The organism is Cronobacter condimenti 1330 (assembly GCF_001277255.1).
Lineage (GTDB): Bacteria > Pseudomonadota > Gammaproteobacteria > Enterobacterales > Enterobacteriaceae > Cronobacter > Cronobacter condimenti.
In genome coordinates this window covers 3633872-3651640 of the sequence record NZ_CP012264.1, presented here as the reverse complement: position 1 = coordinate 3651640, position 17769 = coordinate 3633872, and the positions used below count along the sequence as shown (strand labels likewise).

General features: G+C 58.5%; 25 protein-coding genes. 24 read left to right on the top strand and 1 reads right to left on the bottom strand.

The window, feature by feature from the left end; genetic code table 11:
• Window positions 1-82 precede the first annotated feature (82 nt).
• The 11 genes from AFK62_RS16685 to AFK62_RS16640 all read left to right on the top strand — a co-directional run bounded on the left by AFK62_RS16685 (window position 83) and on the right by AFK62_RS16640 (window position 5771).
• Window positions 83-937: a GPO family capsid scaffolding protein gene (locus AFK62_RS16685; protein WP_007669495.1), complete on the top strand. Its 855-nt coding sequence runs from the start codon at window positions 83-85 to the stop codon at window positions 935-937.
• A gap of 52 nt (window positions 938-989) precedes the next feature.
• On the top strand, window positions 990-2099 hold the full coding sequence (locus AFK62_RS16680; RefSeq protein ID WP_007669492.1) for a phage major capsid protein, P2 family: 1110 nt from the start codon (window positions 990-992) through the stop codon (window positions 2097-2099).
• Window positions 2100-2102: 3 nt separating this feature from the next.
• Complete coding sequence (locus tag AFK62_RS16675; RefSeq protein ID WP_053532041.1) at window positions 2103-2849, top strand: phage terminase small subunit; 747 nt, start codon at window positions 2103-2105, stop codon at window positions 2847-2849.
• Window positions 2850-2944: 95 nt separating this feature from the next.
• Entirely contained in the window at window positions 2945-3439 is a 495-nt protein-coding gene (locus AFK62_RS16670; RefSeq protein WP_007669487.1) for a head completion/stabilization protein, read from the top strand.
• On the top strand, window positions 3436-3639 hold the full coding sequence (locus AFK62_RS16665) for a tail protein X (RefSeq protein WP_007669484.1): 204 nt from the start codon (window positions 3436-3438) through the stop codon (window positions 3637-3639). The genes AFK62_RS16670 and AFK62_RS16665 overlap by 4 nt, the downstream gene beginning before the upstream one ends.
• Window positions 3630-3845, top strand: coding sequence for an HP1 family phage holin (locus tag AFK62_RS16660; protein WP_007669482.1), 216 nt, complete (start codon window positions 3630-3632; stop codon window positions 3843-3845). Before AFK62_RS16665 ends, AFK62_RS16660 begins: the two co-directional genes overlap by 10 nt.
• On the top strand, window positions 3829-4338 hold the full coding sequence (locus AFK62_RS16655; RefSeq protein WP_007669480.1) for a lysozyme: 510 nt from the start codon (window positions 3829-3831) through the stop codon (window positions 4336-4338). Before AFK62_RS16660 ends, AFK62_RS16655 begins: the two co-directional genes overlap by 17 nt.
• Complete coding sequence (gene lysB / locus AFK62_RS16650; protein WP_007669477.1) at window positions 4335-4760, top strand: Rz-like lysis system protein LysB; 426 nt, start codon at window positions 4335-4337, stop codon at window positions 4758-4760. Before AFK62_RS16655 ends, lysB begins: the two co-directional genes overlap by 4 nt.
• Complete coding sequence (gene lysC / locus AFK62_RS21570) at window positions 4645-4893, top strand: Rz1-like lysis system protein LysC (RefSeq protein ID WP_226991878.1); 249 nt, start codon at window positions 4645-4647, stop codon at window positions 4891-4893. Before lysB ends, lysC begins: the two co-directional genes overlap by 116 nt.
• Complete coding sequence (locus tag AFK62_RS16645; RefSeq protein WP_007669472.1) at window positions 4856-5323, top strand: phage tail protein; 468 nt, start codon at window positions 4856-4858, stop codon at window positions 5321-5323. The genes lysC and AFK62_RS16645 overlap by 38 nt, the downstream gene beginning before the upstream one ends.
• The gene (locus tag AFK62_RS16640; protein WP_007669469.1) at window positions 5316-5771 is read left to right on the top strand and encodes a phage virion morphogenesis protein; all 456 of its coding nucleotides are present in this window, start codon (window positions 5316-5318) and stop codon (window positions 5769-5771) included. The genes AFK62_RS16645 and AFK62_RS16640 overlap by 8 nt, the downstream gene beginning before the upstream one ends.
• 18 nt (window positions 5772-5789) lie before the next feature.
• On the opposite strand, the gene AFK62_RS16635 is transcribed toward AFK62_RS16640, so the two are convergent.
• Window positions 5790-6890 (bottom strand): hypothetical protein, encoded by a 1101-nt coding sequence (locus AFK62_RS16635; protein ID WP_007669467.1) that lies wholly within the window; start codon window positions 6888-6890, stop codon window positions 5790-5792.
• An 87-nt stretch (window positions 6891-6977) separates the two neighbouring features.
• On the opposite strand from AFK62_RS16635, the gene AFK62_RS16630 reads away from it, so the two are divergent.
• The 13 genes from AFK62_RS16630 to AFK62_RS16575 all read left to right on the top strand — a co-directional run bounded on the left by AFK62_RS16630 (window position 6978) and on the right by AFK62_RS16575 (window position 17704).
• Window positions 6978-7613, top strand: coding sequence for a phage baseplate assembly protein V (locus AFK62_RS16630; protein ID WP_032984219.1), 636 nt, complete (start codon window positions 6978-6980; stop codon window positions 7611-7613).
• Window positions 7610-7957: a GPW/gp25 family protein gene (locus tag AFK62_RS16625; protein ID WP_007669462.1), complete on the top strand. Its 348-nt coding sequence runs from the start codon at window positions 7610-7612 to the stop codon at window positions 7955-7957. Before AFK62_RS16630 ends, AFK62_RS16625 begins: the two co-directional genes overlap by 4 nt.
• A gap of 5 nt (window positions 7958-7962) precedes the next feature.
• Window positions 7963-8871, top strand: coding sequence for a baseplate assembly protein (locus AFK62_RS16620; protein ID WP_007669459.1), 909 nt, complete (start codon window positions 7963-7965; stop codon window positions 8869-8871).
• Window positions 8864-9475: a phage tail protein I gene (locus AFK62_RS16615; protein ID WP_007669456.1), complete on the top strand. Its 612-nt coding sequence runs from the start codon at window positions 8864-8866 to the stop codon at window positions 9473-9475. The genes AFK62_RS16620 and AFK62_RS16615 overlap by 8 nt, the downstream gene beginning before the upstream one ends.
• Complete coding sequence (locus AFK62_RS16610) at window positions 9472-10599, top strand: phage tail protein (RefSeq protein ID WP_053532040.1); 1128 nt, start codon at window positions 9472-9474, stop codon at window positions 10597-10599. Before AFK62_RS16615 ends, AFK62_RS16610 begins: the two co-directional genes overlap by 4 nt.
• Complete coding sequence (locus tag AFK62_RS16605; protein WP_007669439.1) at window positions 10599-11183, top strand: tail fiber assembly protein; 585 nt, start codon at window positions 10599-10601, stop codon at window positions 11181-11183. Before AFK62_RS16610 ends, AFK62_RS16605 begins: the two co-directional genes overlap by 1 nt.
• A gap of 199 nt (window positions 11184-11382) precedes the next feature.
• Entirely contained in the window at window positions 11383-12570 is a 1188-nt protein-coding gene (locus AFK62_RS16600) for a phage tail sheath protein (RefSeq protein ID WP_007669436.1), read from the top strand.
• A 14-nt stretch (window positions 12571-12584) separates the two neighbouring features.
• Window positions 12585-13097: a phage major tail tube protein gene (locus tag AFK62_RS16595; protein WP_007669432.1), complete on the top strand. Its 513-nt coding sequence runs from the start codon at window positions 12585-12587 to the stop codon at window positions 13095-13097.
• 60 nt (window positions 13098-13157) lie between these two features.
• Entirely contained in the window at window positions 13158-13439 is a 282-nt protein-coding gene (locus tag AFK62_RS16590) for a phage tail assembly protein (protein ID WP_007669430.1), read from the top strand.
• Window positions 13436-13591, top strand: coding sequence for a GpE family phage tail protein (locus AFK62_RS21565; RefSeq protein WP_071884395.1), 156 nt, complete (start codon window positions 13436-13438; stop codon window positions 13589-13591). Before AFK62_RS16590 ends, AFK62_RS21565 begins: the two co-directional genes overlap by 4 nt.
• Window positions 13584-16055: a phage tail tape measure protein gene (locus AFK62_RS16585; RefSeq protein ID WP_007669427.1), complete on the top strand. Its 2472-nt coding sequence runs from the start codon at window positions 13584-13586 to the stop codon at window positions 16053-16055. The genes AFK62_RS21565 and AFK62_RS16585 overlap by 8 nt, the downstream gene beginning before the upstream one ends.
• A gap of 12 nt (window positions 16056-16067) precedes the next feature.
• Window positions 16068-16550 carry a phage tail protein gene (locus AFK62_RS16580; RefSeq protein ID WP_053532039.1) on the top strand — a complete coding sequence of 161 codons (483 nt, stop codon included), beginning with the start codon at window positions 16068-16070 and terminating at the stop codon, window positions 16548-16550.
• Complete coding sequence (locus AFK62_RS16575; RefSeq protein WP_007669421.1) at window positions 16550-17704, top strand: phage late control D family protein; 1155 nt, start codon at window positions 16550-16552, stop codon at window positions 17702-17704. Before AFK62_RS16580 ends, AFK62_RS16575 begins: the two co-directional genes overlap by 1 nt.
• The last annotated feature ends 65 nt before the right edge of the window (window positions 17705-17769 follow it).

Here is a 17769-nt window from a genome sequence, read left to right as displayed (position 1 = left end):
CCATCCGGGATTGATAGCGAAGGAAGCGCGGCGCCGGGAAACTAACCCCGAACCCGTAACCCCACTTTCAGGACTCCTGACAATGGCAAAAAAAGTCTCAAAATTCTTTCGTATCGGCGTTGAGGGCGACACCTGTGACGGTCGCGTCATCAGCGCCGGCGACATTCAGGAAATGGCCGCGAGCTTTGATCCGCGCGTCTATGGCTGCCGCATCAACCTTGAGCACCTGCGCGGCATCCTGCCCGATGGCGTCTTTAATCGCTATGGCGATGTGGTCGAACTGAAAGCCGAAAAGATTGATGACGATTCCGCGCTTAACGGCAAATGGGCGCTGTTTGCGAAAATCGCCCCGCTCGACAACCTGGTCGACATGGTCGGCAAGGGCCAGAAGGTTTACACCTCAATGGAAATCCAGCCGAACTTTGCCAACAGCGGTAAATGCTATCTGGTCGGCCTGGCCGTGACTGACGATCCGGCAAGCCTCGGCACCGAATACCTCGAATTCTGCCGCACCGCCAAATCCAGTCCCCTTAACCGCTTTAAAGCGAGCCCGGAAAACCTGATTTCCGCCGCCACCCTGGCGGAGCTGGAATTTGAAGACCAGCCCGAGACGGTTTTCACGGCGCTGACCGACAAGGTGAAAGCCATTTTCAGCCGCAAGCAGGCGAACGACGATGCGCGCTTTAAAGACGTGCATGAAGCGGTGACCGCCGTCAGCGAGCACGTGCAGGAAAATCTGAGCGCCACCGAACAGCGCCTCGCCGCGATGGAAAACGCCTTCAGCGCGCTGAAGCAGGACGTGACCAGTCAGACCTCGCAGACCAGCCAGGCGCTCACTGACCTGAAAACCTCGCTCGACAATACCGAGAGCTTTACGCAGCCCCGCCGCACGCAGGCGACCGGCGGCGAAGGCGATTCGCTGTCGACCAACTGCTGACCGGCCGCGCCGGCACGCACACCCGTAAATTCACCTGACAACAGGAAAAACCATGCGCCAGGAAACCCGCTTTAAATTTAATGCTTACCTCTCCCGTATTGCCGAGCTGAACGGTATCGACGTCGGCGACGTGTCGAAAAAATTCAGCGTGCAGCCGTCGGTCACGCAAACCCTGATGGATACCGTGCAGGAGTCCTCGGAGTTTCTGACGAAAATCAACATCGTGCCGGTGAGCGAACTCAAGGGCGAAAAGATTGGCGTCGGCGTTACCGGCTCCATCGCGAGCACGGCAGACACCGCGAATGGCCATGCCCGCGAAACCGGGGATTTCGCCGCGCTGGAGTCCAACAAGTACGAGTGCGACCAGATTAACTTCGACTTCCACCTGCGCTACAAAACTCTCGACCTGTGGGCGCGTTTTCAGGATTTTCAGTTGCGTATCCGCAACGCCATCATCAAGCGCCAGGCGCTCGACTTCATCATGGCCGGCTTTAACGGCGTGAAGCGTGCGCCAACGTCTGACCGTGCTGAAAACCCGATGCTTCAGGATGTGGCGGTGGGCTGGCTTCAGAAGTACCGCAACCAGGCGCCGGCGCGCGTGATGGGTAAGGTCACGGCTGAAAGCGGTGAGGTGGTGTCTGACGTGATCCGCGTCGGCAAGGGCGGCGACTATGAAAACCTCGACGCGCTGGTCATGGATGCCACCAACACGATGATTGCGCCGTGGCACCAGGAAAACCCGGACATGGTGGTTATCTGCGGTCGTCAGCTGCTGGCCGACAAATACTTCCCGCTGGTCAATAAGCAGCAGGATAACAGCGACCTGCTGGCCGCTGACGTCATTGTCAGCCAGAAACGCATCGGCAACCTGCCGGCGGTGCGCGTGCCGTATTTCCCGCCGGATGCGCTGATGATCACCACGCTGGAAAACCTCTCCATCTATTTCATGGATGAGAGCCACCGCCGCGTTATCGAGGAAAACGCGAAGCTCGACCGCGTGGAGAACTACGAGTCGATGAATATCGATTACGTGGTGGAAGACTACGCCGCCGGCTGCCTGGTGGAACATATCAAGGTCGGCACCTTCACCACGGCCGCGCCGGACGTGCAGGCAGCATCGACCCCGGCGCAGGAAGCCACCAATCCGGCGCAGGAAGGCTAAGCCATGACGAGCCCCGCACAGCGTCACATGATGCGGGTCTCGGCCAGTGAAACCGCGCAGCGGCAGGATAAGCCGCTGCGCCATGCCACTGCTTACGAGCAGATGCTGGTTAAGCTGGCCGCCGACCAACGCACCCTTAAACAAATCCATTCCACCGAGCGCAAGGCGGAGAAAAAGCGCGAGCTGCTGCCGTTCTATCTGCCGTGGGTTACCGGCGTACTTGAGCAGGGCAAAGGCGCGCAGGACGACATTCTGATGACGGTCATGCTCTGGCGTCTCGATGCCGGTGACATTGCCGGCGCGCTCGATATCGCCCGCTATGCCCTGCGCTACGGCCTGACCATGCCCGGCCAGCACCGCCGCGCGCCCGCGTACCTCTTTACCGAGGAGGTGGCGCTCGCCGCGATGCGCGCCCATGCCGCCGGCGAGGCGGTCAGCATTGCGCTTCTGACCGATACGCTGGCGCTCACGCAGGCCGCAGACATGCCCGACCAGGTACGCGCGAAGCTGCATAAAATCACCGGCCTTGTGCTGCGCGATGCCGGCGAGCCTGCCGCCGCGCTGGAGCACCTGCGCCGCGCGATGCAGCTCGACGCACAGGCGGGCGTAAAAAAAGAGATTGAGCGCCTCGACCGGGAGCTGCAACCGAAACCCGCCAGGCCGGCGGCAAAGCCCGCCGCGCCCCGTAAAAAGACAACGCGATCCGCGACGCCCGCAAAACGCGGCCGCCCGAGGAAAAACGCCGTTTAACAGAATGCGCCACGCGCCAGGGCGGCACGCCGGTCAATGCGGGTTTTACCCGATCTGCGACCGGCGTCCACCGCCCACCCTGACAGGAGAAAGTAATGATGCGGATTATCAGCGGCGAGGAGCAGCCTGGCGGGCCGGCAGACCTCACGCCGCCCGGTGATGAGCCGGTGATTAAGAACACCCCGTTTTTTCCCGACGTGGAGCCGAAGCGGGTCCGCGAGCTGATGCGCCTTGAACAGACCTTTTCGCCGGCGCGCGTTCGCGAGGCCATCTGTGCCGGCATCGCGGAAACCAACGCTGAGCTGACGGAATACCGCCGCACGCAGCAGGCCGCCGGCTTTAAGCGTCTTGCTGACGTGCCGGCGGATGTGCTGGACGGTGAAAGCGTGCGGATATTCCTGTATCTGCGTGCCGTCAGTGCAATGGCGACCGCCTCGCTTTACGGGCGCTATCGCGGCGCCGACGCCAGCGGTAAAGGGGATAAAAAGGCCGACAGCATCGACAGTACGGTTGATGAACTGTGGCGGGATATGCGCTGGTCAGTGGCCCGCCTTCAGGACAGGCCGCACTGCATCATAGGGCAAATATGAAAACCTTCGCGTTACAGGGCGACACGCTCGATGCGATTTGTGCGCGCCATTACGGGCGCACCGGGGGCGTTGTCGAGACGGTGCTGACTGCCAATCCGGGCCTTGCCGACCTCGGCGCCGTTCTGCCGCACGGCACGGCGGTCGAGCTGCCCGATATCGCGCCGGCGCCCGCCGCTGAGAGCATCAACTTATGGGATTAACCATGGAAAAAATCAGCACCTTTTTAGCCTACTGGCTCTCCGCGCTGCTGGCCTTTTTCGGTGCCATGACACCGCAGGACGTTGCGGCCTATTTCGGCATGTTCGGCGTCGCCGTCACGGTGGCCGTGAACTGGTATTACCGGCGCAAAGAGATGTTGTTCCGCACCGCGCGCAAAGAGGAGGTTATCCGTGAACTCAATCGTTAAACGCTGTGCCGTGGGCGCGGTGCTGGCGCTGGCCGCGCTGCTGCCCGATTACGCGCGTCTGCATACCTCGCCGCAGGGACTCGCGCTGATTGGCGATCTGGAGGGGTGCCGCCTGAAGCCCTACCAGTGCAGCGCCGGCGTCTGGACGTCGGGCATCGGTCACACGGCGGGGGTGGTGCCGAAGCAAGATATCACCGAACGCGAGGCCGCCGTGAACCTGGTCGCCGACGTGCTGAAGGTCGAGAAAGCGCTTGCGGTCTGCGCGCCGGTTGCCATGCCGCCGCCGGTTTATGACGCGGTGGTCAGTTTCGCGTTTAACGTCGGCACCGGCGCGGCCTGCCGGTCAACGCTCATGGGGTTTATCAACGCGAAAAAGTGGGTGCAGGCGTGCGACCAGCTCCCCCGCTGGGTGTATGTCAACGGCGTGCGTAACGCCGGGCTTGAAAACCGCCGCGCCCGTGAGCGGGCGCTGTGCCTGAAAGGAGCACTATGAAAACGCTGATCGTTTTACTTCTGCTAGCGCTCGCCGGTCTGGTCTGGCTGGGGCGGGAAAACAGCACGCTCGCGCGAAGCTTTGAAAAGGCGAACCGCGTGGCCGACGGGCAGAAAACCCAAATCAGTATGCTGAAAAATCAGCTCAACGTGGCCGTCAGCCTGGCGGATAAAAACGAACGGGCGCAGGTAACGCTGCGCGGCCAGCTTGACGCCGCGCGCGAGGCGGCGCAGCGACAGGAACAGACCATCACGAGGTTACTCAATGAAAACGACGAATTTCGCCGCTGGTATCGCACTGGTTTGCCTGACGCTGTGCGCCGGGTGCACCAACGCCCCGCCTGCGCCTCTGCCGGTCACTGTTTACAACGCCTGCCCGAAAGTCAGCCTGTGCCCGATGCCGGGCAGCGACCCGGTCACTAACGGCGATCTGAGTGCGGATATCCGTCGCCTGGAGCGCGCGCTGGAGAGTTGCGCGCTTCAGGTGGAAGCCGTGAAACACTGCCAGGATGAAACTGATGAAAAAGCCCGAGAGCCTGCGAAAAGCCCTGACTGATGCGCTGCCGGTACTGCGTACTAACCCGGATATGCTGCGCCTGTTTATCGACAACGGCCAGATTGCCGCCACGCTCGCCGCCTCGCTGTCGTTTGAAAACCGCTACACGCTGAATGTGGTCGTGACCGATTACACCGGCGATATTAACCTGCTGCTTGTGCCGGTCGCCGCGTGGTTACGGGAAAATCAGCCCGATATCATGACCACGGACGACGGCATGAAAAAAGGTTTCACCTGGTATGCGGATATCAACAACGACAGCAGCGTCGACGTCAGCATCAGCCTGTTAATCAGCGAGCGCACGCTGGTTAAAGAGTCGGACGGCGCGCTGTATGTCTCTGACGTACCGGAGCCGCCACCGCCGGAGCCGGTCACGCGTCCGGCTGAGCTTTATATCAACGGTGAATTGGTGAGTCGCTGGCATGAGTGATTTCAGCCCGTTTGAAAAGCGGCTTTCCGCGCTGATTGCCGCCCTGTCACCGGCGGGCCGGCGGCGGATGGCGCAGGATATCGCAAAGACGCTGCGCACCCGGCAGCAGCAGCGCATTAAGTCGCAGAAAGCCCCGGACGGCAGCGCCTACGCGCCGCGCCGGCTTCAGGCCGCCCGCGCAAAAAAAGGCCGGGTGAAACGCGAAATGTTCGCGAAGCTTCGCACCAGTCGTTTTATGAAAGCCACCGGCAGCAGCGATGCCGCCGTGGTGGAATTTACCGGTAAGGTGCAGCGCATCGCGCGGGTGCATCAGTACGGCCTGAAAGATAAGCCTGGCCGCAACGGCAAGGCGGTTCAGTATCCGGCGCGCCCGTTGCTCGGGTTTGATGAGGGCGACCGGCAGGCGGTCGAGGAACTCATTATTTCAAATTTAAAGGGGGCTCTATAAGAGCCCCCTTTAACGATCTTAATTTCCTTTTACAGCTTTGATTATACTTGCAAGCTGCTCAATTCCATCAAACGTAGACGGGGTTTTTTCATCAGAACCCATGATGTTTGAAAAAATAATGTCTTCAAACTTTGTAAGGGGGTTGATTTTGTCACTTATTATATCTTTAGAGTATTCGGCGTAATTGTGAACGAACTGGCAAAGGTTTTTTCGAAGGTTTATTTGCATAAGTTGTGCGCGAACGGAGTTGAAATTATTTAACACAACTCTAAAGAAATAAATGAGAATTAAGGTTAGTGACAGTAAAGGGATGGATTTTAGTAAGTGACCTAATATATCTCCGGTGCCTACTAAACTGGATAGTAATCGCGCCTCCCAGATTAAAGGGAGGCACAGCAATACTCCCATTAAAAATAACAACCACTTGGTTTTTGCCAGTTCTGTTGACTTTGCTGCGCTTAGGGTTGAAAAGGCATCCTGTAGCCCAATGAAATTGAAGGCATTTTTTTGCTCTTCCAGTTTGCTATTTAGATGATTGACAATTTTTGTTTTTTCATTCATTTCCTCTCGCAGGCCTTTCATTTCATGTGCAAATGCCCTTTGTTCCTCTAAGAAATCATTGTAAGAAGTAGTATTTAGTTCTTGGAGGCATTTTTTTACCGTTAGGGTTGGCTGTTGACATAAGGCATAATGAATTTCTTTTTTGTAAGGCTCTGGGAAGTTATCGATATTATATACGCCGAATCGAAAGAATTTTTCGTTTACACTAAACATTTCATTGAATTGTGAGAACCCTATGCTCATCCGTCTAAAGTTAGCGTTGGAAATATTAAATTCAGCATTAAAACCAAAAAGCAGGGAAAAAACCAATCCTTCATTGATATTTTGATTTCTGTCTGGGTGTAATGCATCTAATAAAGGAGAGTGCAGGTGCTCAATGTTATATGCACAGAATTCATCCCATTTTTTTGCTGTGCTCTTTATGTAATCTAACAATTCAATAATAAGTTTGTTTCTTTCTTCTTCGAATGGTGAATTAGCTTGGGTTTCTGCGATTCGCTCTTTGCAATATGAGGCAGCATTATGAAAATCGTCGGTTTCAAAAAAAATATTATTCATAAGTACATTCGCTCGTAATATGTTGTGCCGTTTACAGAAGAACGGCTTTTGCTGTGAAGTGTGTCAACCTGAACACATCATAAAGCCATGCAAACTCAATTCAATGAAATCTCGCGCTTGCTGCGCAACATGATCCGCACCGGTGTCATCGTCTCGGTGGATACCGACGCGGGGCGCTGTCGCGTGCAGACCGGGAAAAACGTGACCGACTGGTTGCAGTGGCTTACCCACCGCGCCGGGCGTTCGCGCACCTGGTGGGCGCCGTCGGTCAGTGAACAGGTGCTTATCCTCGCCGTGGGTGGCGAGCTCGATACCGCGTTTGTGCTGCCGGGCATTTTCTCTGACGACAACCCGGCGCCGTCGGCCTCCGCTGACGCCGTTCACCTCGCCTTTCCTGACGGGGCGGTCATCGAGTACGAGCCCGCAAGCGGTGCGCTTAAGGTTTCCGGCATTCAGACAGCCAGCATCAGCGCGGCTAAATCCGCAACCGTGACCGTGCCGGTCGTTACCGTCACCGCCTCCACACGTATCACCCTCGACACGCCGGAAGTGGTGTGCACCAACAAACTCATCACCGGCACCCTTGAGGTGCAGAAAGGCGGCAAGATGGAAGGCAATATCCAGCACAGCGGCGGCGCGCTCACCTCCAACGGCGTGCGGGTCGATGAGCACAGTCACGGCGGCATTGAACGCGGCGGAAGCTGGACGGAGGGCACACAATGACGGCCCGCTACAGCGGCATGAGCCGCGACACCGGCATGACGCTCACCGATGCGGCGCACATCAGCCAGAGCATCCGCGACATTCTCACGACGCCGGTCGGCTCGCGCGTGATGCGCCGTGATTACGGCTCGCTGCTGTCGATGCTGCTTGACCAGCCACAAAATCAGGCGCTGCGCCTGCAAATCATGTCGGCGTGCTACATGGCCATCCTGAAGTGGGAGCCGCGCGTGCGCCTGACCGGACTCACTTTTGAAACCCGCTTTAACGGTGAAATGGTGGTCGAAATCAGCGGCCAGCGCACCGACACGGGCGGCGATATTTCCTTAACCATTCCTGTGAGCTGATAACGATGCCGACCATTGACCTGAGCCAGCTACCCGCCCCCGATGTGGTCGAGGAGCTCGATTTTGAAGCCATTCTCGCCGAGCGAAAGGCGACGCTGATTTCCCTGTATCCCGAGGAGGAGCAGGACGCCGTCGCGCGCACGCTGGCGCTGGAATCCGAGCCCGTTGTGAAGCTGCTACAGGAAAATGCTTACCGCGAGGTCATCTGGCGCCAGCGGGTTAACGAGGCGGCGCGCGCCGTGATGCTCGCCTATGCCAGCGGCGGCGATCTGGACGTGAGCGCCGGCAACCTCAACACCGTCCGCCTGACCATCACGCCTGCGGATGAGTCCACGCTCCCGCCAGCGCCTGCCGTGATGGAAAGCGACACCGATTTTCGTCTGCGCGCGCAGCAGGCGTTTGAGGGGTTAAGCGTGGCCGGACCGGTGGGCGCGTATGAATATCACGGACGCAGCGCCGACGGGCGCGTCGCGGATGTGTCAGTGGTAAGCCCGACACCGGCCTGCGTCACCGTGACGGTGCTGTCACGCGATAACGACGGCGTGGCCGATGCCGCCCTGCTGGCCGTGGTTGACCGTGCGCTCAATGCCGAAGATGTGCGCCCGGTGGGCGACCGGGTGACGGTGCAGGCCGCCGAGATTGTGCCGTATACCATTCAGGCCACGCTCTACCTCTTTCCCGGTCCGGAGGCGGAGCCGATCCGCCTGGCGGCCGAGAGCAGGCTTAAAACCTACATCACCACGCAGCACCGGCTCGGGCGGGATATCCGACAGTCGGCAATTTATGCCGCCATTCATGTCGAAGGCGTGCAGCGGGTGGAGCTGGCAGGCCCGGCCGCTGACCTTGTGCTCGGCAAGCATCAGGCGTCGCTGTGCACCGATTACTCGCTGACGGTCGGGGGCTCCGATGAGTGATAACCGCCTGCTGCCGGTGGGCTCCTCGCCGCTGGAGGTGGCTGCCGCGAAAGCGTGCGCGGAAATAACCCGTGTGCCGGTGCCGCTGCGCATCCTGTGGAACCCCGCCACGTGTCCGGTAAGCCTGCTGCCTTATCTCGCCTGGGCGCTGTCGGTTGACCGCTGGGATGAGCGCTGGCCGGAAGCGACGAAACGCAGCGTTATCGCCGCCTCGTTCTACGTGCACAGGCACAAAGGCACCATTAGCGCGCTGCGCCGCGTGGTCGAGCCGCTCGGCTACCTGATTGACGTGCGCGAGTGGTGGCAAGTCAACGAGACGCCCGGCACGTTTCGTCTTGAGGTGGGCGTGCTGGATAACGGTATCACCGAAGAGATGTATCAGGAGCTTGAGCGCCTTATTTCTGATGCCAAACCGGCAAGCCGGCATCTGACCGGCCTCAATATCAGCCTGAGCACTGACGGCGCGGCCTTTGTCGGGGCGGCCAGCTACAGCGGCGACACGCTCACTGTTTACCCCTATCTACCCGAGGAAATCACCGTGGGCGGCACGTTTAACGCCGGCGCGGCGATTCATTTAATTGATAACCTGAGAGTGACGGCATGACCGCAAAATATTTTGCTCTTCTGACCAACCAGGGCGCGGCGCGGCTGGCGAATGCGGCCGCGCTGGGCACGAAACTTAACCTGACACAGCTCGCGGTCGGTGACGGCGGCGGAAGCCTGCCGGTGCCGGATACGGCGCAGACCCGGCTGATTAACGAAAAGCGCCGCGCGCCGCTGAATATTCTGTCGGTCGACCCGGTGAACACGAGCCAGATTATCGCCGAGCAAATCATCCCGGAAAGCGAGGGCGGCTACTGGATTCGTGAAATCGGGCTGTATGACGATGCCGGTGTGCTGATTGCGGTAGCGAACTGCCCGGAAACCTATAAGCCATTACTTACCGAGGGCAGCGGGCGCACGCAGACCATCCGCCTGGTGCTGATTGTCTCGGCGACGGACGCCGTGGCGCTGAAAGTCGACCCCGCTGTCGTGCTGGCGACCCGAAAATATGTCGATGACGGTGTTATTGAGGTAAAGAGCTTTACCGATAAACAGCTCAAGGCGCATGAGGCGAAAGCGAATCCGCACTCTCAATATTTGCTGATTAAAAATGCGCTGAAAGAAATCGCCGACGCCGGCCTCGCCGGTGAAGTGCTCGAAAATCTTGGTCTGAAAGATATTGCAGTGTCGCTCAAATATGGTGCCCCGCTTATCGGTGAACTGGTCGAGTGGCCGCACGAAAAAATGCCCCAGGAGATTTGGCCTGACATGTCTATGGAGTTTATCCCGTACATGGCCCAGTCATTCGATCCTGTGAAATACCCTCTTTTGTCGAAACTGCATCCGAAAAACAAGCTACCGGCTGACATGCGTGCACAGGTTGCGCGTGGCTGGGATAACGGAAGGGGGATTGATACCGGGCGCGTGCTGATGAGTGAACAGGGTGATGCTGTCAGGAACATAACCGGCACCGTCGGCAATGTTCAGTTCCGTACTGGCGGGGAGTCCGGAACTGGTGCTCAATCCGGCGTATTTAAAATGGAAGCGTCGACAGTAGCCGGGAACTCCAGCGCTGGCGTGGACCCTGCACGGGTTGTTGGTATTGATATTTCAAAACAGGTGCCTACCGCAGCAGAAAACCGGGTTAAAAGCGTGGCGTGGAATTTTATTGTGAGAGCTAAGTGATGGCTGAATTATTTGATAAGAATGGCAATGCGACAGAAACAACGACCGTAACTGTTTATGGATTCGACCAGCAAACCGGGGAATATCAGAATACCTATAAAGCCAGAATCCTGGCGGGTACCGGCATTCCTGGTTTTTCTACGATGCAGGCAGTTCCCGAATCAAAAGCCGGTTACACATTAGTCTGGAACGGTAAAGCGTGGCAGGAGCGGGAAGATCATCGCGGCAAAACAGCCTATGAGAAAGCAACCGGCGATGCCGTGATCATTAAAGCGCTTGGTCTGCCGGATGATGAATACACCTTGTGCGAGCCTGCCACACCATACGATAAATGGAACGGCACGGCGTGGGTGACAGATACAGACGCCCGGCACGCCGCCGATGTTGTCGCAGCAGAGCAGCAAAAGTCCACGTTACTTGCCGAAGCGGCCACCGAAATTGAATGGCGGCAGTATGCGGTCAGTAAGGGGATTGCGACGGAGGAGGAGCTTGCCGCGCTTGATAAATGGAATTTATATCGGGTGCGGCTGATGCGCATTGTTACCAGCCAGGCTCCCGAGATTGAATGGCCTGGGCGTCCTTAGATGAACGCTGTGCCGTGACTTTTCACTCGTCACGGCGCATACCTCTTTCAACCCTAATCCATCTGTTACAGGTCCGTCCCGGAATCTTAAACGGCCCAAATTCCCGTTGTGTCAGCCGCCGCCGAACCCTGACAGTTAGCCGCGTGCAGGCGTAAACCAGACAATATCACTCACCCCTAACCCCCACGGAGTTAACCGGATGAGTGATTATCATCACGGCGTGCAGGTCGTCGAAGTCAACGACGGCACGCGCGTCATTTCCACTGTTTCCACGGCGATTATCGGCATGGTCTGTACGGCCAGCGATGCCGATGCCGCCACCTTTCCCCTCAACGTGCCGGTACTGATTACCAACGTGCAGAGCGCTATCGCAAAAGCCGGAAAAAAAGGCACGCTGGCTGCCGCCCTTCAGGCCATCGCTGACCAGGCGAAACCCGTCACCGTTGTGGTGCGCGTGGCTGAAGGCACCGGCGAGAGCGAGGAGGCGCTCGCACAGACCGTTTCGAACATCATCGGCGGCACCGATGAAAACGGCCAGCTCACCGGCATGAAAGCGTTACTGACTGCCGAGGCGGTGACCGGCGTCAAGCCGCGCATTCTCGGCGTGCCGGGCTTCGACACGCTGGACGTGGCGGTCGCGCTCGCGTCTGTCTGTCAGAAGCTGCGCGCGTTCGGCTATGTCAGCGCATGGGGCTGTAAAACTATCTCTGACGTTATCGCCTACCGTAAAAACTTCGGCCAGCGCGAGCTGATGCTTATCTGGCCGGACTTTATCGCCTGGAACACCACAACCAGCGCCAGCGATACCGCCTTCGCCACTGCGCGCGCACTCGGCCTGCGCGCCCGAATCGACCAGGAAACGGGCTGGCATAAAACCCTGTCGAACGTGGCCGTTAACGGCGTGACCGGCATCAGTGCGTCGGTGTTCTGGGATTTGCAGGAGCCCGGCACCGATGCCGACCTGCTGAACCAGGCCGGCCTCACGACGCTGATTCGCAAAGACGGTTTCCGCTTCTGGGGTAACCGCTGCTGTTCAGACGATCCGCTGTTTCTCTTTGAAAATTACACCCGCACCGCGCAGGTGCTCGCCGACACCATCGCCGAGGCGCACATGTGGGCGATGGATAAGCCCATCACCCCGACGCTTATCCGCGACATCGTGGACGGCATCAACGCCAAATTCCGCGAGCTGAAAACTGCCGGCTATATCGTTGACGCGCTGTGCTGGGTGGATGAGTCAGCGAACGACAAAGAAACCCTGAAGGCCGGCAAGCTGATGCTGGATTATGACTACACGCCGGTGCCACCGCTGGACAACCTGACGCTGCGCCAGCGCATCACCGATAAATACCTGGCGAATCTCGTGTCGTCAGCGGCTAACGCTTAAGGAGCAAAAAGCACATGGCACTTCCGCGCAAGCTCAAATACATGAACCTGTTTAACGACGGCCTGAGTTATCTCGGCGTTGTTAAGTCTGTGACCCTGCCAAAGCTGACCCGCAAGCTGGAGAACTATCGCGGCGGCGGCATGAACGGCAGCGCCCCGGTTGATTTCGGCCTCGATGACGATGCGCTCTCGATGGAATGGACGATTGGTGGCTTCCCCGATGAATCTATCTGGTCGCAGTACGGCGCAAGTTCGGTGCCCCTGCGCTTTGCCGGCTCCTGCCAGCGCGACGACACCGGCGAAACGGTGGCCGTCGAGGTGGTGATGCGTGGCCGTCACAAGGAAATCGACAGCGGCGAAAGCAAACAGGGCGAAGACACAGAAACCAAAATCAGCACGCAGTGCACCTATTTCAAGCTCACCATGAACGGCAAAGAGCTCGTTGAAATCGACACCGTGAACATGGTGGAGAAGGTGAACGGCGTCGACCGCCTGGAGCAGCACCGCCGCAATATCGGGCTGGCCTGATGTAACCCGGTCAGCCTCTGCTGGCCGGCTCTTTTAACGTATCTATAAAGCGAGACTGTCATGATTCAATCTAATGAAAACACCGTTACCCTGGTAAACCCGGTTAAACGCGGCGAGCAGGAAATCAGCACCATTACCGTGATTAAACCCAATGCCGGCACGCTGCGCGGCGTGGGGCTGGCCGCGCTGGCAACCTGTGAAGTGGATGCGCTGATTAAGGTGCTGCCGCGCATGACCTACCCGAACCTCACCGAGCAGGAAGTCATCGCGCTTGAGCTGCCCGACCTGATGGCGCTCGCCGGGAAGGTTGTCGGTTTTTTGTCGCCGACTTCGGAAGCCTGACGTTCCCGGAACATTTTTCGACGGACGATCTGATAGCGGATATCGCAGTGATATTCCACTGGCCGCTGTCAGAGCTCTTTTCCCTGAGTCTGTCCGAGCTCATCACATGGCGCGAAAAGGCGCTCCAGCGAAGCGGAAACATGAATGAGTGAAAATGTAAAACTCCAGGTCTTTCTGAAGGCGGTAGACCAGGCGACACGCCCGTTTAAGCACATCGGGACGGCGAGCAAAGCGCTCTCGGGCGAGATTCGCGGCACGCAGAAAACCCTGCGCGAGCTCAACGCGCAGGCCGGGAAAATTGACGGTTTCCGCAAGGCCAGCGCCCAGCTCGCGGTGACCGGACAGTCGCTGGAAAAAGCAAAGGCGGAAGCGGAAGCGCTGGCGACACAGTTCAGGAACACCCAAAAGCCGACGCTGGCGCAGGGCCGGGCGATGGAATCCGCGAAACGCGCGGCGGAGTCGCTCCAGGCCAAATACAACAGCCTGAGCCAGTCGGTTGCGCGCCAGAAAGACGAGCTTGGGAAAGCCGGGATTAATACCCGCAACCTGGCCGCCGGTGAGCAGCGTCTTAAAACCAGTATCAGCGAAACCACGGCGCAGCTTGCCAGGCAGCGCGAGGCGCTGGCCCGCGTCAGTGCACAGCAGGAAAAGCTGAACGCGGTTAAGGCCCGCTACCAGAAAGGCAGGGCGTTTGCCGGCAGTGCCGCCGGCGCTGCTGCCGTGGGGATGGCGACAACCGGCATTGTGGCCGGCTCGGCGCTGATGCGGCCCGGTTATGAGTTTGCGCAGAAAAACTCCGAGCTTCAGGCCGTGCTCGGTGTGGAAAAACAGTCAGCGGAAATGCAGGCGCTGCGCAACCAGGCGCGCCAGCTCGGCGACAACACCGCCGCTTCGGCAGGTGATGCGGCAGCCGCGCAGATTATCATCGCCAAAGCGGGTGGCAATGCGGCGGCTATTCAGGCGGCAACTCCCGTCACGCTGAATATGTCACTCGCCAACCGGCAGACGATGGAGGAAAACGCGCAGTTACTGCTGGGTACTAAAAACGCCTTCCAGTTATCAAATGACAAGGTAGCTCACATTGGCGATGTGCTTTCCGCCACGATGAACAAATCAGCCGCTGATTTTCAGGGGCTAAGCGATGCCATGACCTATCTGGCACCCGTTGCACGTGCTGCCGGAGTAAGCCTCGAAGAAGCCGCAGCAATGACGGGCGTGCTTCACGATAACAACATTACTGGCTCTATGGCCGGTACGGGTAGCTCGGCGGTAGTCACCCGATTACAGACGCCTACCGGTGAGGCTTTCAACGCGCTAAAAGAGCTGGGGATTCAGACCGCTGACAGCAAAGGCAATATGCGGCCTGTCTTTACCATCCTGAAGGAAATCAGCGCGAGCTTTGCCAGCCATAAGCTCGGGAACGCGCAGCAGGGCGAGTACCTTAAAACCATTTTTGGCGAGGAAGCGCTTAAGTCAGCGAATGCGCTTTTGCAGGGTGCGACTTCCGGCAAGCTCGATAAGCTGGCCGCAGCCCTGAAAGCCTCGGATGGCAAGACCGCAGAACTTGTCGGAATTATGCAGGACAACCTCGGCGGCGATTTTAAAGAGTTTCAGTCGGCCTACGAGGCAGTTGGTACAGACCTTTTCGACCAGCAGGAAAGCTCACTGCGCAAACTGGTACAGACCGCGACCCGTTACGTGCTGCGCCTCGATAACTGGATTAAAAACAACAAGGCGCTGGCAGGCACATTAACCATGATTGCCGGCGTGGCGGCTGCCGTGATCGGCGTTGTGGGGGCCATCGGACTGGTTGCATGGCCGGTCATTACCGGGATAAACGCGATCATCGCGGTAGCGGGCAGTCTCGGCACCATCTTTACCGTGGCGGGTAGCGCCATTGCCACGGCTATAGGCGCGCTCACCTGGCCGATTGTGGCGGTGGTGGCGGCCATCGTCGCCGGTGCGTTCCTGATCCGTAAATACTGGCAACCCATCAGCGCCTTTTTCGGCGGCGTGATGGACGGCCTGCGCGCGGCATTCGGGCCGGTGGGCGAGCTGTTCGCACCGTTTAAGCCGGTGTTTACCTGGCTCGGTGAAAAGCTTCAGGCGGTGTGGCAGTGGTTTAAAGACCTTATCGAGCCGGTGCAGTCGAGTAAGGAAACGCTCGACAACTGCCGCAGCGCCGGCGAGCGCTTCGGTAAGGGGCTCGCCGATGCGCTGCTGCTGCCGCTTAAGGCATTCAATAAACTGCGCGAAGGCATTACGTGGGTGCTGGAAAAGCTCGGCGTTGTTAACAAGGAATCCGACGCGCTCGATGCCAAAGCCGAAAAGGCAAATGCGGTCGCCTCGCGTGCAGGCGGTATGAGTGGTGCGGCAGCGGCAAATGTGCCAGCGGGCATGTTCGGTCAGGCACCGGCATACCAGGCTTATCAGCCGGTCAGCGCGGCGGGTGGACGCTCATATATCGACCAGAGCCGCAACCATTACAACATTTCTGTGGCCGGTGGTGCCGGTGCCGGCGGAGCAGATTACGCCCGGCAGATGCGCGAGGAGCTGGATCGCATCGAACGGGAGAAGCGCGCACGCAGCCGCGCCAGTATGGGCCATGACGGTTAAGGAGACTGCGCGATGATGCTTGTGCTCGGGATGTTTGTTTTTATGCGCCAGACGCTGCCTTACCAGAGTATGCAGCGGTCGGTCGATTACCGGTGGCCTTCCAACAGTCGCATAGGCCGGCGGCCTTCTTTTCAGTTTCTCGGTGTGGAGGAGGAGAAAATCACGCTGAACGGCGCGCTTTACCCGGAAATTACCGGCGGCAAGCTGTCGCTGAAGGCGGTCGAGCTGATGGCGGAAGAAGGCAAAGCCTGGCCGCTGATGGACGGCACCGGCGTTATTTACGGGCTGTTTGTGATTAACAGCGTGGAGACGACCGGCACCGAGTTTTTTTCTGACGGCTCGCCGCGAAAAATCGATTTTGTCCTGACGCTGACCCGCGTCGATGATTCACTCGCCGCGCTTTATGGCGACCTGAGCCAGCAGGCGCAGGATCTGGTCGGCAAAGCCGGCGACACCCTGCAGAAAATGAAAACGGTGGCGGGAGGGTTTTTCTGATGCTGTCTGACTTTTACAACGGCGCTGGCGCCGGCATGACGCCGGCCTATATGCTAAGGATTAACACGAAAGATATCACGACGGTTATCAGCGAGCGGCTTCTGAGCCTGACGCTGACCGATAACCGCGGCTTTGAGGCTGACCAGCTCGATATTGAGCTCGACGATGCCGACGGCCAGCTTGAGCTGCCGATCCGGGGCGCGGTGCTGACGCTGTTCATGGGCTGGCAGGGCGAGGCGCTTATCGGGAAAGGCGATTTTACCGTCGATGAAATCGAACACCGGGGCGCGCCGGACACCCTGACCATCCGGGCGCGCAGCGCGGATTTTCGCGGCACGCTTAACTCGCGCCGGGAGGAGTCCTATCACGACACCACGCTCGGCGCCGTGGTGGAAACCATCGCCACCCGCAACAAACTGAAGCCCCGGATAGCGCCTGAGCTGGCGCGCATTCCGGTGTCGCATATCGACCAGGCGCAGGAGAGCGACGCCAAATTTCTGACCCGGCTTGCGGAGCGCAACGGCGCCGAGGTGGCGATTAAAGCCGGCGTATTGATGTTCATTAAAGCCGGTGCCGGCATGACGGCAGGCGGTAAGGCCATTCCGCAAATCACCATCACCCGCAGCGACGGCGACCGCCACCAGTTCGCCATCGCTGACCGTGGTGCCTATACCGGCGTGACAGCGAAGTGGTTGCACACCAAAGACCCGAAGCCCAAAGAGGTCAAGGTAAAACGAAAGCCAAAGGTTAAGCACCTGCGCGCGCTGGAGCATCCGAAAGCCACGAAGAAGAAAAAGGAGAAGAAGGAGCCGGAGGCCAGAGAAGGCGAATATATGGCCGGCGAAGCGGATAACGTGTTTGTACTGACGACTACCTACGCCTCAAAAGCCCAGGCGATGCGTGCGGCCCAGGCAAAGTGGGATAAGTTACAGCGCGGCGTTGCTGAGTTTTCCATCACCCTGGCGCGTGGCCGCGCTGATCTTTACCCGGAAGCGCCGACAAAGGTGAACGGATTTAAACGCATTATTGACGAACAGGACTGGACGATCACAAAGGTAACGCACTCGCTGAATAACAACGGCTTTGTCACTGCGCTGGAACTGGAGGTGAAGCTGTCAGATTTGGAATATGAGGCAGATGCAGATACAGAATAATTTAATTCTTAATGAGTGAAATTTTGGATATCATTTATTCACTTTTTGGGAATCAAGAGGCGTAA